The 14,442-nt window shown below is 67.7% G+C and carries 12 protein-coding genes; all 12 read left to right on the forward strand.

The features are described 5' to 3' along the window. Positions 1 to 179 precede the first annotated feature (179 nt). A complete protein-coding gene (locus AC3QLZ_RS11805) occupies positions 180 to 650 on the forward strand; it encodes a MerR family transcriptional regulator (RefSeq protein ID WP_014236079.1) in 471 nt (156 codons plus the stop codon). A gap of 85 nt (positions 651 to 735) precedes the next feature. After that, entirely contained in the window at positions 736 to 1,200 is a 465-nt protein-coding gene (locus AC3QLZ_RS11810) for a PaaI family thioesterase (protein WP_014236080.1), read from the forward strand. A 150-nt stretch (positions 1,201 to 1,350) separates the two neighbouring features. Beyond that, positions 1,351 to 2,523, forward strand: coding sequence for an isovaleryl-CoA dehydrogenase (locus AC3QLZ_RS11815; RefSeq protein WP_014236081.1), 1,173 nt, complete (start codon positions 1,351 to 1,353; stop codon positions 2,521 to 2,523). A gap of 70 nt (positions 2,524 to 2,593) precedes the next feature. Beyond that, the gene (locus AC3QLZ_RS11820) at positions 2,594 to 3,775 is read left to right on the forward strand and encodes an acetyl-CoA C-acetyltransferase (RefSeq protein ID WP_014236082.1); all 1,182 of its coding nucleotides are present in this window, start codon (positions 2,594 to 2,596) and stop codon (positions 3,773 to 3,775) included. Positions 3,776 to 3,860: 85 nt separating this feature from the next. After that, a complete protein-coding gene (locus AC3QLZ_RS11825; RefSeq protein ID WP_014236083.1) occupies positions 3,861 to 4,997 on the forward strand; it encodes an acyl-CoA dehydrogenase in 1,137 nt (378 codons plus the stop codon). An 87-nt stretch (positions 4,998 to 5,084) separates the two neighbouring features. Continuing rightward, positions 5,085 to 5,687 (forward strand): 2-hydroxychromene-2-carboxylate isomerase, encoded by a 603-nt coding sequence (locus AC3QLZ_RS11830; protein WP_014236084.1) that lies wholly within the window; start codon positions 5,085 to 5,087, stop codon positions 5,685 to 5,687. A gap of 116 nt (positions 5,688 to 5,803) precedes the next feature. Beyond that, positions 5,804 to 6,388 carry an LOG family protein gene (locus AC3QLZ_RS11835; protein WP_014236085.1) on the forward strand — a complete coding sequence of 195 codons (585 nt, stop codon included), beginning with the start codon at positions 5,804 to 5,806 and terminating at the stop codon, positions 6,386 to 6,388. A gap of 132 nt (positions 6,389 to 6,520) precedes the next feature. Then, the gene (locus tag AC3QLZ_RS11840) at positions 6,521 to 8,128 is read left to right on the forward strand and encodes a carboxyl transferase domain-containing protein (RefSeq protein ID WP_014236086.1); all 1,608 of its coding nucleotides are present in this window, start codon (positions 6,521 to 6,523) and stop codon (positions 8,126 to 8,128) included. A gap of 20 nt (positions 8,129 to 8,148) precedes the next feature. Then, positions 8,149 to 8,940, forward strand: coding sequence for an enoyl-CoA hydratase/isomerase family protein (locus AC3QLZ_RS11845; protein WP_014236087.1), 792 nt, complete (start codon positions 8,149 to 8,151; stop codon positions 8,938 to 8,940). Positions 8,941 to 9,003: 63 nt separating this feature from the next. After that, positions 9,004 to 11,007, forward strand: coding sequence for an acetyl/propionyl/methylcrotonyl-CoA carboxylase subunit alpha (locus tag AC3QLZ_RS11850; protein WP_014236088.1), 2,004 nt, complete (start codon positions 9,004 to 9,006; stop codon positions 11,005 to 11,007). Positions 11,008 to 11,195: 188 nt separating this feature from the next. Further along, the gene (locus AC3QLZ_RS11855) at positions 11,196 to 13,496 is read left to right on the forward strand and encodes a putative bifunctional diguanylate cyclase/phosphodiesterase (RefSeq protein ID WP_014236089.1); all 2,301 of its coding nucleotides are present in this window, start codon (positions 11,196 to 11,198) and stop codon (positions 13,494 to 13,496) included. Between the two features lie 18 nt (positions 13,497 to 13,514). Further along, a complete protein-coding gene (locus tag AC3QLZ_RS11860) occupies positions 13,515 to 14,423 on the forward strand; it encodes a hydroxymethylglutaryl-CoA lyase (RefSeq protein WP_014236090.1) in 909 nt (302 codons plus the stop codon). Positions 14,424 to 14,442: the final 19 nt, after the last annotated feature.

Below are 14,442 nucleotides of genomic sequence, written 5' to 3' on the forward strand. Positions count from 1 at the left end.
GGGCCATTGAAGCCCAGTTCCCTTACGCCAACATGACAGACGGCTGGTCCCGGGGCGATCCCGGCCGGCCTTTGGCGGCGGCGGGTATCCGTCGTATCGATTGAAAAATGGCGGGGCATCTGTTTAACTCTCCCGTCACTTTTCCCAACCCGCCCCACTTTCTCCGGAGATGCGCCGACGTGAGCACCGTTAGCGAAGCGGCCGAGCCTGCTGCCGCCACCCCGACCTTCACCATTTCGGACCTGGCCCGGGAGTTCAATATCACGCCCCGCACCATCCGTTTCTGGGAGGACCAGGGCCTGCTCGCGCCCAACCGGGAAGGGCGCAACCGGGTCTACACCAAGCGCGACCGCACCCGCCTCAAGCTGGCCCTGCGGGGCAAGCGCCTGGGCCTGTCTCTGGCCGAGATCCGGGACCTGATCGACATGTACGACGTGGCCCGGGACGAGACCGACCAGCTGACCCGCCTGCTCGATGTGCTGTCGGAACGGCGGGCCGCCCTGGAGCAGCAGCGGGAGGACATCGAGGCCGTTCTGGCCGAGATCGAGACCATCGAAGCCGTCTGCCGCGAGCATCTGGTGGAGGCCGAAGCCCTGGAAAAGGCCGGCCGCAGCCAGGGAGCGGCCAGCGCCGGCAAGGCGGCCGGCTGAAGGTTTTCAGCGGTAGTTGACGTTTACGTCAACGTAACATTCAATAGCATCCCAGAGAGCGCAACAATGCGCCGGAGGAGACGACATGCACCACCCCAGCGATCCGGATTTCGCCGCCCGCGTGCGGGACAGCTTCCACCGCCAGCAGGCCATGGCCCTGATCGGGGCCACCATGCCGGTGGTGGAGGCGGGCTACACGGAGATCCACCTGCCCTACAAGCCGGAGGTGACCCAGCAGCACGGCTTCATCCACGGCGGCGTGGTCGGCATGATTGCCGATTCCGCCGCCGGCTATGCCGCCAACACCCTGACGCCCGCCGACGCCAGCGTGCTGACGGTGGAATACAAGATGAACCTGCTGGCCCCGGCCGACGGGGAACTGCTCATCGCCCAGGGTACGGTGCTGAAATACGGCCGCACCCTGACCGTGACCCGGGGCGAGGTGTTTGCGGTGAAAGACGGCAAGAAGACTCTGTGCGCGGTCATGCAGCAGACCATCATGACCATGCACGGTAAAAAAGAAAAACATGAGACAAGCCACAAGGAATAAGCCGTAACAAGCGGCATCACAAAACAATTCCTTTTCCAGGCCGCTCGTGGCGCGAAGCCAAGCCGAAGACAGTGCGAACAGCACGGCGAGGCGAAGGCGACAAAGCCACGGGTGGTCTGGGAAAGGAAAAAATCCAAAGGAGCGAGACAAATGCACATTCCCAGCCTGGACTTCGGTCACGGTGAAACCATCGAGATGCTGCGCGACACCGTGCGCGCCTTCGCAGCCAAGGAAATCGCCCCCCGGGCGGCCCAGATCGACAGGGACAACGAGTTCCCCGCCGACCTGTGGCAGAAATTCGGCGACCTGGGCCTGCTCGGCATGACCGCCGAGGAGGAATACGGCGGCACTGCCATGGGCTACCTGGCCCACATCGTGGCCATGGAGGAAATCTCCCGGGCCTCCGCCTCCGTGGGCCTCTCCTACGGCGCCCATTCCAACCTCTGCGTGAACCAGATCCGCCGCAACGGCACTGCGGCCCAGAAGGCCAAGTACCTGCCCGGCCTGATCTCCGGCACGCAGGTCGGGGCCCTCGCCATGTCCGAGCCCAATGCCGGTTCCGACGTGGTCTCCATGAAGCTCAAGGCGGAGAAGAAGGGCGACCGCTACGTCCTCAACGGTTCCAAGATGTGGATCACCAACGGCGGCGATGCCGACACCCTGGTGGTGTACGCCAAGACCGACCTCAACGCCGGCGCCAAGGGCATGACCGCCTTCATCGTGGAAAAGGGCTTCAAGGGCTTCAGCCACGGCACCCACCTGGACAAGCTGGGCATGCGCGGCTCCAACACCTTCCCCCTGTTCTTCGACGACTGCGAGGTGCCGGAGGAGAACGTTCTCGGCGGCGTCGGCAACGGCGCCAAGGTGCTGATGAGCGGCCTCGACTACGAGCGGGCCGTGCTCTGCGGCGGCCCCCTGGGCATCATGGCGGCCTGCATGGACGTGGTGCTGCCCTACTTGCACGAACGGGAACAGTTCGGCACTGCCATCGGCGAATTCCAGCTGATGCAGGGCAAGCTGGCCGACATGTATTCCACCTGGCAGGCCACCCGGGCCTACGTCTATGCCGTGGGCCAGGCCTGCGACCGGGCCGACCATGCCCGCAGCCTGCGCAAGGACGCCGCCGGCGCCATCCTCTATTCCGCCGAAAAGGCCACCTGGATGGCCGGCGACGCCATCCAGACCCTGGGCGGCGTCGGTTACACCAACGAATACCCCACCGGCCGCCTGTGGCGCGACGCCAAGCTCTACGAGATCGGCGCCGGCACCAGCGAAATCCGCCGTATGCTGATCGGCCGGGAGCTATTTGCCGAAACGGCATGAAACTGAATCCGGCCGTCGGCCTGGCGGTGCCAGGCGGGCGGTCGGAGATTCTTTAACCTAGGAGAGCACTATGTCTGACCCCATCGTCATCGTTTCCGTTGCCCGCACCCCCATGGGTGGCTTCCAGGGCGACTTCAACAGCCTGACCGCACCCCAGCTCGGCGCCACGGCCATCAAGGCCGCCGTCGAACGGGCCGGCATCAAGCCGGAACAGGTGGAAGAGGTGGTGTTCGGCAACGTGCTGCAAGCCGGCGTCGGCCAGGCCCCGGCCCGCCAGGCCGCCCTGGGCGCCGGTCTGCCCCTCTCCGCCGGCTGCACCACCATCCACAAGGTGTGCGGCTCCGCCCTCAAGTCCGTGATGATGGTGCACGACAGCCTGCTGGCCGGCTCCTACGAGATCGGCGTCGCCGGCGGCCAGGAATCCATGTCCAACGCCCCCTACCTGCTGCCCAAGGCCCGCGGCGGCTATCGCCTGGGCCACGGCCAGCTGCTGGACCACATGTTCTTCGACGGCCTCGAGGATGCCTACCAGAAGGGCCGCCTGATGGGCACCTTCGCCGAGGAATGCGCCGAGTCCTACGGCTTCACCCGCGAAGCCCAGGACGAGTGGGCCATCCAGTCCACCGTGCGCGCCCAGAAGGCCATCAAGGAAGGTCTGTTCAAGTGGGAAATCGCTCCCGTCACCATCGCCGGCAAGAAGGGCGATGTGGTGGTGGACCAGGACGAGCAGCCCCTGAAGGCCCAGATCGAAAAGATCCCCGCCCTGAAGCCCGCCTTCAAGAAGGATGGCACCGTCACCGCCGCCAACTCCTCCTCCATCTCCGACGGCGCCGCCGCCCTGGTGCTGATGAAGGAATCCAAGGCCAAGGTCCTGGGCCTTGCCCCCATCGCCAAGATCGTCGGTCACACCACCCACGCCCAGGAACCCAACCTGTTCACCACCGCCCCCGTCTTCGCCATGGAAAAGCTGATGCAGAAGACCGGCTGGAACGTGGCCGACGTGGACCTGTGGGAAATCAACGAAGCCTTCGCCGTGGTCACCATGGCCGCCATCAAGGACCTCAAGCTGGACCCGGCCAAGGTGAACGTGCACGGCGGCGCCTGCGCCCTGGGCCACCCCATCGGTGCTTCCGGCGCCCGCATCCTGGTGACCCTGATCGGCGCCCTGAAGCAGTACGGCAAGAAGAAGGGCGTCGCCTCCCTGTGCATCGGCGGCGGCGAAGCCGTGGCCGTTGGCGTGGAAATGTTCTGAGACGGGCCCAGCCTGTCCCATTGATGCAAACCGCGGCGCCCCGGACGGGCGCCGCGCCGAAAACGACAAGACGGAGTAGTAGCAAATGATTCTGACGCAGGAACAGGAAATGATCCGCGACTCCATGCGCGCCTTCGCGCAGGAGCGTCTGGCCCCCTTCGCCGCCGAATGGGACAAGAACCACACCTTCCCCGCCGAAGCCCTGAAGGAACTGGGCGAGCTGGGTGCCATGGGCATGTGCGTGCCCGAAGAGTGGGGCGGTGCCGGCATGGACTACATGAGCCTGGTGCTGACCCTGGAAGAAATCGCCGCCGGCGACGGCGCCACCTCCACCATCGTCTCGGTGCAGAACTCCCTGGCCTGCGGTATCACCCAGAAGTACGGCACCGACCAGCAGAAGGAAGAATGGCTCAAGCCCCTGGCCCGGGGCGAGAAGCTGGGCTGCTTCTGCCTGACCGAACCCCACACCGGCTCCGATGCGGCCGCCATCACCACCCGGGCCGACCGGGACGGCGACCATTTCGTGCTGAACGGCGTCAAGCAGTTCATCACCACCGGCAAGCACGCCCACATGGCCATCGTTTTCGCCGTCACCGACAAGGCCGCCGGCAAGAAGGGCATCTCCTGCTTCCTGGTGCCCACCGACACCAAGGGCTTCATCGTCGGCCGCACCGAGGAGAAGATGGGCCAGCATGCCTCCGACACCGTGCAGATCATTTTCGAGGATTGCCGTGTGCCCGCCTCCGCCCTGCTGGGCAAGGAAGGCGAGGGCTACAAGATCGCCCTCTCCAACCTGGAAGCCGGCCGCATCGGCATCGCCGCCCAGTCCATCGGCATGGCCCGGGCCGCCTTCGAGGCCGCCGTGCGCTACGCCAAGGAGCGGGTCACCTTCGGCCAGCCCATCATCGAGCACCAGGCCGTCAATTTCCGCCTGGCCGACATGAACACCCTGCTCGACGCCGCCCGCCTCATGGTGTGGCGCGCCGCCGCGTTGAAGGATGCGGGCAAGCCCTGCCTCAAGGAAGCCTCCATGGCCAAGATGTTCGCCTCCGAGGCTGCCGAGAAGATCGCTTCCGACGCCATCCAGATCCACGGCGGCGTCGGCTACACCAGCGACTTCCCGGTGGAGCGCATCTACCGCGACGTGCGCATCAGCCAGATCTACGAAGGCGCCAATGACATCCAGCGTCTGGTGATCGGCCGCAGCATCGCCCAGGAGTAAGCAGTACCGGCAACACCGGGGCGCCAGCCTACAATAACGACGGCGCCCCGCACCCCAACCCCGCGGAGCAACAACAGGAGCATGGCCATGGCCGAGCCTTTGGAGTTCTACTTCGACTTCTCCTCTCCCTACGCCTACCTGGCCAGCGAGCAGATCGACGCTCTCGCTGCCCGGTACGGGCGCCAGGTCAAATGGCGGCCCATTCTGCTCGGTGTGGTCTTCAGGGCCACCGGCAGCGCCCCCCTGACCGAGATTCCCCTCAAGGGCGACTATTCCCGGCGGGACTTCGACCGCTCGGCCCGCTACCTCGGCCTGCCTTTCCGCTTTCCCAGCAAGTTCCCCCTGCCTACCCAGGCTGCGGCGCGGGCCTACTACTGGTTGCACCAGCAGGACTGCGCCCAGGCCCGGGCCTTTGCCCATGCCGTCTTCCGCGCCCTCTTCGTGCACGACCGGGACATCTCCGATACGGCCGTGGTGACCGAGCTGGCCGTGCAGGCCGGCGCCGATCCGGCGGCCCTGGCTGCCGCCATCCAGAGCGAGGAAATGAAGGCCCGGCTGCGCCAGGAGTGCGATGCCGCCATCGCCCGCGGCGTCTTCGGCGCCCCCTTCATCTTCATCGACGGCGAGCCCTTCTGGGGCGCCGACCGTCTGCCCCAGATCGAACGCTGGCTGGCCCACGGCACCTTCTGAGTGTTTGTCGTGTCCGTCATGACTTTCCACCCCCGGGCAACTGCATCCGCCATGGCCCCTCCCTGCCGCCTCGCGCTATGCTTGTCCGCTTTGGCTTCATCCAAGGTGGAAAGTACATGAAACGAATTTGCGTCTTTTGCGGTTCCAGCTTCGGCAACCGTCCCGAATACCGCCAGGCCGCCGAAGGCCTTGGCACCCTGCTGGCCCGGGAGGGTATTGAACTGGTCTACGGCGGCGGCAACGTGGGTCTCATGGGGGCCGTGGCCGATGCCTGCATGGCTGCCGGCGGCAGCGTCACCGGCGTCATTCCCCAGTCCCTGATGGACAAGGAGGTCGGCCATCCGGGGCTGACGCGCCTGGAGGTGGTGGATTCCATGCACACCCGCAAGGCCCGCATGGCCGAGCTGGCCGATGGCTTCATCGCCCTGCCCGGCGGCTTCGGCACTTTCGAGGAGTTGTGGGAAATCCTCACCTGGGCCCAGCTCGGCTTCCACGGCAAGCCCGCCGCCATCCTCGACGTTGTGGGCTATTACGCGCCGCTGCTGGCCCTGTGCGACCGGGCCCGGGACGAGGGTTTCGTGCGGGAAGTGCATCGCAACCTGCTGCTGGCCGATATCGATCCCGCCGCCCTGCTCAAGCGCATGGCCGCCTATGAACCCCCCAGCGTCATCAAGTGGGTGGAAAAGGAAGGTCAGCTCTAGCCATGAGCCTGCCCCGCACCCTTTCCCTGCCGGCCGCCTTGTCGGGGCCGTGCCGAAATGGAGCGGAGGCTGTCTCCTGGCCGGGGCTGCAACTTGTCCGCATCCACCCCGAACTATAAGAAGCGAGGAGACATGACCATACTAAAAACCCAACTCAATCCCCGGTCCGAGGACTTCCAGCACAACGCCGATGCCATGGCGGGGCTGGTGGCGGATCTGCGCCAGCAGATGGCCCGCATCGCCCTGGGCGGGCCGGAGGCGGCGCGGCAGAAGCACATCGCCCGGGGCAAGCTGCTGCCCCGGGAGCGGGTCAGCGCCCTGCTGGACCCGGGCACTCCCTTCCTGGAGATCGGCCAGCTGGCGGCCCACGGCATGTACGGCGGCGACGTGCCGGCTGCCTCGGTGATCGCCGGCATCGGCCGGGTCAATGGCGTGGAGTGCATGATCGTCGCCAACGACGCCACGGTGAAGGGCGGCACCTACTACCCCATGACCGTGAAGAAGCACCTGCGGGCCCAGGAGATCGCCCTGGAGAACCGCCTGCCCTGCATCTACCTGGTGGATTCGGGCGGCGCCTTCCTGCCCATGCAGGACGAGGTCTTCCCGGACAAGGAGCACTTCGGCCGCATCTTCTTCAACCAGGCCAATCTCTCGGCCCAGGGCATTCCCCAGATCGCCGCCGTGATGGGCTCCTGCACCGCCGGCGGCGCCTACGTGCCGGCCATGTCCGACGAGTCCATCATCGTCAAGGAGCAGGGCACCATCTTCCTCGGCGGTCCGCCCCTGGTGAAGGCCGCCACCGGCGAGGTGGTGACGGCGGAGGACCTGGGCGGGGCCGACGTGCATACCCGCGTCTCCGGCGTCGCCGACCATTACGCCGAGAACGACCAGCACGCCCTGGCCATCGCCCGGCGCATCGTCAAGAACCTCAACTGGCAGAAGCAGCCCTCGGTCAGCCTCAGCGAGCCGGTGGAGCCCCTCTACGCCGCCGAGGAGCTGTACGGCGTCATCCCCACCGACACCAAGAAGCCCTTCGATGTGCGCGAGATCATCGCCCGCATCGTGGACGGTTCCGACTTCGACGAATTCAAGGCCCGCTACGGCACCACCATCGTCTGCGGCTTCGCCCGCATCTGGGGCTACCCGGTGGGCATCGTCGCCAACAACGGCATCCTCTTTTCCGAATCGGCCCTCAAGGCCGCCCACTTCATCGAGCTGTGCGCCCAGCGCAACATCCCCCTGGTGTTCCTGCAGAACATCACCGGCTTCATGGTGGGGCGCAAGTACGAAAACGGCGGCATCGCCCGGGACGGGGCCAAGATGGTGACCGCCGTGGCCACTGCCAAGGTGCCCAAGTTCACCGTGGTCATCGGCGGCTCCTTCGGTGCCGGCAACTACGGCATGTGCGGCCGGGCCTACTCGCCCCGCTTCCTCTGGATGTGGCCCAACGCCCGCATCTCGGTGATGGGCGGCGAGCAGGCTTCCAGCGTGCTGGCCACGGTGAAGCGGGACGGTCTGGAAGCGGCGGGCAAGCAGTGGAGCGCGGAGGAGGAGGAGGAATTCCGCCGCCCCATCCGGGAGCAGTACGAAACCCAGGGCCACCCCTACTACGCCAGCGCCCGCCTGTGGGATGATGGAATCATCGATCCGGCGGACACCCGTCGGGTGCTGGGCCTGGGGCTCTCGGCGGCCATGAATGCGCCGGCGGAAGAGACCCGGTTCGGCGTATTCCGCATGTAACGCACAGGGAGAACAAGACCATGACCTTCAGCTCCATCCTCATCGAAGTGGACGGCCCCGTCGGCATCCTCACCCTCAACAAGCCGGACCGCCACAACGCCTTCGACGAGACCCTGATGGCGGAAATCACCGCCGGCTTGAAGCAGCTGGAAGCCGACCCGGCGGTGCGGGTGGTGGTGCTCTCCGCCACCGGCAAGAGCTTCTGCGCTGGGGCCGACCTCAACTGGATGAAGCGGGCCGCCGGCTACACCCCGGAGCAGAACCTGGCCGACGCCGGCAACCTGGCGGAATTGCTGCGCACCCTCAACACCCTGGCCAAGCCCACCGTGGCCCGGGTCCAGGGCCCCGCCTACGGCGGCGGGGTCGGCCTGGTGGCCGCCTGCGACGTGGCGGTGGCCAGCTACGACGCCATGTTCGCCCTGACGGAAGTGAAGCTGGGCCTCATTCCCGCCGTCATCAGCCCCTACGTCATCGCCGCCCTGGGCGAGCGCCAGTGCCGCCGCTACTTCCTCACCGCCGAGCGTTTTTCCGCCGCCGAAGGCTACCGCCTGGGGCTGCTGCACGAGATCGTGCCGAGCGAGGAGCAGCTGGACGAGGCCGTGGGCGAGATCGTGGACAAGCTGCTGAAGAACGGCCCCGCTGCCCAGGCCGCGAGCAAGGAGCTGATCCGGGCCGTGGCCAACCAGCCCATCGACGATGCCGTGATCGCCGACACCGCCCGGCGCATCACCGCCATGCGGGCCTCGGCGGAAGGCCGGGAAGGCATCGCCGCCTTCCTGGAGAAGCGCAAGCCCCACTGGATCACCGACTGAAGCCGCACCCCACCCCAACATGCCCAAGCCCCCGCGCCTAGACGGGGGCCCGGAGGAGACAAGATGTTCAGCAAGATCCTGATTGCCAACCGCGGCGAGATCGCTTGCCGCGTCATCAAGACCGCCCGCCGTCTGGGCATCCGCACCGTGGCCGTCTACTCCGAGGCCGATGCCAACGCCCGCCATGTGCGCCTGGCCGACGAGGCGGTGCTGCTGGGCCCGGCCGCGGCGCGGGAATCCTACCTGGTGGCCGAGAAGATTCTCGACGCCGCCCGGCGCACCGGCGCCCAGGCCATCCACCCGGGCTACGGCTTCCTCTCCGAGAACGCCGATTTTGCCGAGGCCTGCGCCGCCGCCGGCGTCGTCTTCATCGGCCCGCCCGCCTCCGCCATCCGCGCCATGGGCTCCAAGAGCGCCGCCAAGGCCCTCATGGAAAAAGCCGCCGTGCCCCTCACCCCGGGCTACCACGGCGACAACCAGGAGCCGGAATTCCTCAAGCAGCAGGCCGACGCCATCGGCTACCCGGTGCTGATCAAGGCCGCTGCCGGCGGTGGCGGCAAGGGCATGCGCCTGGTGGACAAGGGCGAGGACTTCATCGCCGCCCTGGCCTCCTGCCAGCGGGAGGCCCGTTCCTCCTTCGGCAACGACCAGGTGCTGGTGGAGAAGTACATCACCCGGCCGCGCCACATCGAAATCCAGGTCTTCGGCGACAGCCAGGGCAACTGCGTCTATCTCTTCGAGCGGGACTGCTCGGTGCAGCGCCGCCACCAGAAGGTGCTGGAAGAGGCCCCGGCGCCGGGCATGACGCCGGAGCGCCGTCGCCAGATGGGCGAGGCCGCCGTGGCCGCTGCCAAGGCCGTCGGCTACGTCGGTGCCGGCACCGTGGAATTCATCGCCAACCAGGACGGCTCCTTCTACTTCATGGAGATGAACACCCGCCTGCAGGTGGAGCACCCCGTCACCGAAATGATCACCGGCCAGGACCTGGTGGAATGGCAGCTGCGGGTCGCTGCCGGCGAAGCCCTGCCGCTGCGCCAGGAGCAGCTGCAGATCCGCGGCCATGCCCTGGAGGCCCGCATCTACGCCGAGGACGCGGGCAAGGGCTTCCTTCCCTCCACCGGTCGCCTGCTGCACCTGGTGCCGCCGGCCGAGGGCCTCAATGTGCGGGTGGACACCGGCGTCGAGGAGGGCGACGAGATCACGCCCCACTACGACCCCATGATCGCCAAGCTGATCGTCTGGGACGAGGACCGGGAGGCCGCCCTGGCCCGCATGCGCCAGGCCCTGGCCGACTACCGGGTGGTGGGCGTCACCACCAACATCGACTTCCTCTCCCGTCTGGTGTCCTGCCCCGCCTTCGCCGGCGCCGACCTGGACACGGGCCTGATCGAGCGGCAGCAGGACTTCCTCTTTCCCGAGAGCCCGGAAGTGCCGCGGGACGTCATCCTCACCGCCACCGTGGCCGAGCTGCTGCGGGAGCGGGATCTGGCGGCCCAGCAGGGCCGGCGCAGCGGCGATCCCTGGTCGCCGTGGAACCGGCGCGACGGCTGGCGCATGAACATTGCCGCCCGCCGCACCGTCAGCTTCCGGGTCGGCGAGACCCAGGTGGACGTGGGCGTGGCCTATGCCGGCGAGGACTGGCAGCTGACCCTGCGCAACGACACCCTGCTGGTCCGGGGCCGCCTGCTGGCCCACGACCGGCTGGCGGTGGAGCTGGAAGACCGGCGCTTGATGGCCAGCGTGGTGGCCGTGGCTGAGAAACGCCACGTCTTCCTCAACAGCGGCACCTACGTCATCGAGCGCCACGATCCCCTGCACCTGGTGGAAGCCGGCGGCGCCCAGGGCGGCGGCCTCACCGCCCCCATGCCGGGCAAGGTGGTGGCCCTGCTGGCCCAGCCGGGGCCGGTGGCAAAGGGAACGCCCCTGCTGATCCTGGAGGCCATGAAAATGGAGCACACCATCACGGCGCCGAAGCAGGGCAATCTCAAGGGCTTCCGCTATGCCGTTGGCGAGCAGGTTGCCGACGGGGCCGAGCTGGTGGATTTCGCGCCGGAAGCGGCGGCCTGAACGGAGCATACCCCGGAGATCGGCGACAGTAGCCATTCTCCGGGGATAGTGCCGCAACAATAAGGCTTGGCGCGCGTCCCGGGGCTGCTATGATGGCGGATAGTCTTCGCCGGTTTTGCACCCCAGGAACGGGGCCCTGGTCCGCCCGCCCCTTGAGCCGTTCAGGTTTCCTCAGGTATGCCGCCACCATGCTGAAAAAACTTGCCAGACTGTTCCTCCTCCACGAGCCGGAAGCGCCCGAACTGGGCGAGCCGGTGTGGCGACAGAGCGCGCTGCGCATCATCCTCATCTCCGGCATCTGCCTCGAGTTCCTGGTGGCGGCCCACAGTTCCTGGCAGGCCATCGGCCTCGGGCTGTACCACATCCCCGTCATCGTCACCGGCTTCTACCTGCTGCTGGCCGCGGCCATCTATGCCGCCCTGCGCAACGTGCGCCTGGGTGCCGGCTTCCTGCTGCTCACCATCTACGCCGCCAGCCTGCACATCCTCTTCTTCGTCGACGTCTTCGAGATAGCCAAGCTCGGCATCATCTTCGCCTACAGCGCGCCCCTGGTGGCCCGCCTGTTCTTCGGCATGCGCTCGGCCGTGCTCATGATGCTGCTCAACACCCTGCTCTTCGCGGTGCTGCTGCGCAACCAGCCCCTGCTCAATCCCCTGGGACCCCAGTACTCCATCACCCTGCCCGAGAGCCACGCCTACATCCAGACCCTGGTCTTCCTCTTCTTTAACCTGTGCGTGCCCCTGGCCGTCTTCCGCGCCCTCCAGGCCCTGGAATTCCGCGGCGTGCAGCTGGCGGTGAGCAATCAGCGGCTGTCCCGCAGCAACAGCGTCTTCCGCGACATGTTCGACCACTCCGGCATGGCCCTGCTCATCTGCGGCCGCGGCGGCCACATCATCAAGGCCAACACCCAGGCGGCCCAGCTCCTGGGGGTGAGCAGCGAGCAGCTGGAAGAGGGGCAGAACATGCAGCGCTACCTGGGCATCTGGGGCCGCAAGCCGGAGGAGCTGGGGGGCGAGCGCCAGGTGCGGCGCCCCGACGGCCAGCTGCGCTGGGTCACGGTGCAGCCCCGGCGTCTGGAGCACGACGGCAATTTCCTGGTCATCCTGCGGGACGACACCCCCCTGCGGGAAGCCAAGCTGGCCCTGGCCCGCAGCGCCGCCAACGCCTCCTACCTGGAACTGCACGACACCCTCACCGGCCTGCCCAACCGGCAATACCTGCGCCAGCGTTTCGAGGAACTGGGCCAGGCGGGGGAGGAGCGGGCCTGGGCCCTGCTCAACCTGCGCCTGACCAATCTGCGGGCGGTGAACGACCGCCTCGGTCCGGCCATCGGCGACGCCCTGCTGCGGGCCTACGGCCAGGCCCTGGCGGAGCACCTGCCGGCCGACGCCTTCCTGGCCCGCACCGCCGGGGTGACCTTCGCCCTGCTGCTGCCCCTGGAGCCGGGGGAGGCGCCCGAAGCCCGGGCCCGGGGCCTGCTGCAGCAACTGCCCCGGGAGCTGGCCCTGCCCGACAGCGGCCTGGCGGTGCCGGTGCCGGTGGCCGTGGGCGTCACCGCGGCGCGGCTGGATGAGGGCGCGGACGAGGCCCTGCAGCGGGTGCAGACGGCCCTGGAGCTGGCGCGCAACCTGCCCGAAGGCAGCGTCGCGGTGCTGGATCAGGAAATGGAGCAGCGCCACCACCGCCAGCTGGATCTGGAACTGGCCCTGCGGGAACTGGACGACAGCGGCCTGGAGCTGGTGTACCAGCCCAAGTGCCTGGCCGACGGCAAGGTGCTGGGCTTCGAGGCCCTGCTGCGCTGGCAGCACCCGCGCCTGGGGGCGGTGAGCCCGGCGGAGTTCATTCCCCTGGCGGAGCGCACCGGCCTCATGCACCGCCTCACCGATTTCGTCCTGGAGCAGGTGTGCCGCCAGCTCCAGCGCTGGCAGGGCGAAGGCTGCCGCCTGCTGCCGGTGGCCATCAACCTGTCGGCCCTGGACATCGTCCGTCCCGACATCGTGCACCGCCTGGGGGAGACCCTGGCCCGGCACCACATTCCGCCGGCCCTGGTGGAGATCGAGATCACCGAGACCGGCCTCATCCGCGACGAACGGCTGGCGGTGGAGAATGCCCAGGCCCTGCGGGAGCGGGGCTTCGCCCTGCTCATCGACGACTTCGGTACCGGCTATTCCTCCCTCTCCAAGCTCAACGAATTCCCCGTCTCCGCCATCAAGATCGACCGCTCCTTCATCGCCGACCTGCCCGGCCAGGAGAAGAAGGCCCTGATCGTCAAATCCATCCTGTCCCTGTCCCGGGTGCTGGGCTGCGCCACCGTGGCCGAAGGGGTGGAGACCCGGGAGCAGCTCGACTTCCTCACCGCCCTGGGCTGTACCGCCTACCAGGGCTATTACTTCCACCGTCCCCTGCCGGCCACCACCGCCGGCGGCCTGCTGGAGCGGCAGCCGGGGCCCGCCCCCGGCGAGGCCCTCATGTCGCCCCTGCCGGCCTGACCCTAGCGGAGACTGACCATGCCCCTACCCACCCACGTCAAGATCGTCGAGGTCGGCCCCCGGGACGGCCTGCAGAATGAAAAGCAGGTGGTGCCCACGGCGGTGAAGATCGAACTGATCGAACGCCTGGCCGCCGCCGGCCTGCCGGCGGTGGAGGCCACCTCCTTCGTCTCCCCCAAGTGGGTGCCCCAGATGGGGGACAACAGCGAGGTGCTGCGCGGCATCCGCCAGCAGCCCGGGGTCGCCTACCCGGTGCTGACGCCCAACCTGAAGGGCTTCGACTCGGCGGTGGAGGCCGGAGCCACCGAGGTGGCCATCTTCGGTGCCGCCTCCGAGGCCTTTTCCCAGAAGAACATCAACTGCTCCATCGCCGAAAGCCTGAAGCGCTTCGAGCCCATCGTGTCCGCCGCCTCGGCCCTGGAGATCAAGGTGCGGGGCTACGTCTCCTGCGTTGTCGGCTGTCCCTACGAGGGCGCCGTGGCGCCGGAGAAGGCCGCCGAAGTGGCGAAGATCCTCTACGACATGGGCTGCTACGAAGTCTCCCTGGGCGACACCATCGGCGTCGGCAATCCGGCCAGCGTTTCCCGCCTGCTGGAGGCCTGCGCCCGCCACGTGCCCATGGCCAAGCTCGCCGGCCACTACCACGACACCTACGGCATGGCCGTGGCCAATATCTACGCTTCCCTGCAGCTGGGCCTGGCGGTGTTCGACGCCTCCGTCGCCGGCCTGGGCGGCTGCCCCTACGCCAAGGGCGCCTCGGGGAACGTGGCCACGGAAGACGTGGTCTATCTGCTTGAGGGCCTGGGCATCAGCACCGGCATCGACCTGCAGCGGCTGGTGGAAGCCGGCGCCTTCATTTCCGCCCACCTGGGGCGGGAGTCCGCCTCCAAGGCCGCCCGGGCCCTGCTGGCCAAGTGCGCCGGCTGAAACGGAACCCCCCGTAGCG

It is taken from the genome of Azospira sp. MPR-LB4, assembly GCF_058809525.1.

Bases quoted from the DNA above. Each gene is read 5' to 3' on its own strand.
- AC3QLZ_RS11855 (WP_014236089.1), top strand. From the start codon at position 11,196: ATGCTGAAAAAACTTGCCAGACTGTTCCTCCTCCACGAGCCGGAAGCG.
- AC3QLZ_RS11815 (WP_014236081.1), top strand. From the start codon at position 1,351: ATGCACATTCCCAGCCTGGACTTCGGTCACGGTGAAACCATCGAGATG.
- AC3QLZ_RS11850 (WP_014236088.1), top strand. From the start codon at position 9,004: ATGTTCAGCAAGATCCTGATTGCCAACCGCGGCGAGATCGCTTGCCGC.
- AC3QLZ_RS11825 (WP_014236083.1), top strand. From the start codon at position 3,861: ATGATTCTGACGCAGGAACAGGAAATGATCCGCGACTCCATGCGCGCC.
- AC3QLZ_RS11840 (WP_014236086.1), top strand. From the start codon at position 6,521: ATGACCATACTAAAAACCCAACTCAATCCCCGGTCCGAGGACTTCCAG.
- AC3QLZ_RS11860 (WP_014236090.1), top strand. From the start codon at position 13,515: ATGCCCCTACCCACCCACGTCAAGATCGTCGAGGTCGGCCCCCGGGAC.
- AC3QLZ_RS11835 (WP_014236085.1), top strand. From the start codon at position 5,804: ATGAAACGAATTTGCGTCTTTTGCGGTTCCAGCTTCGGCAACCGTCCC.
- AC3QLZ_RS11830 (WP_014236084.1), top strand. From the start codon at position 5,085: ATGGCCGAGCCTTTGGAGTTCTACTTCGACTTCTCCTCTCCCTACGCC.
- AC3QLZ_RS11810 (WP_014236080.1), top strand. From the start codon at position 736: ATGCACCACCCCAGCGATCCGGATTTCGCCGCCCGCGTGCGGGACAGC.
- AC3QLZ_RS11820 (WP_014236082.1), top strand. From the start codon at position 2,594: ATGTCTGACCCCATCGTCATCGTTTCCGTTGCCCGCACCCCCATGGGT.
- AC3QLZ_RS11845 (WP_014236087.1), top strand. From the start codon at position 8,149: ATGACCTTCAGCTCCATCCTCATCGAAGTGGACGGCCCCGTCGGCATC.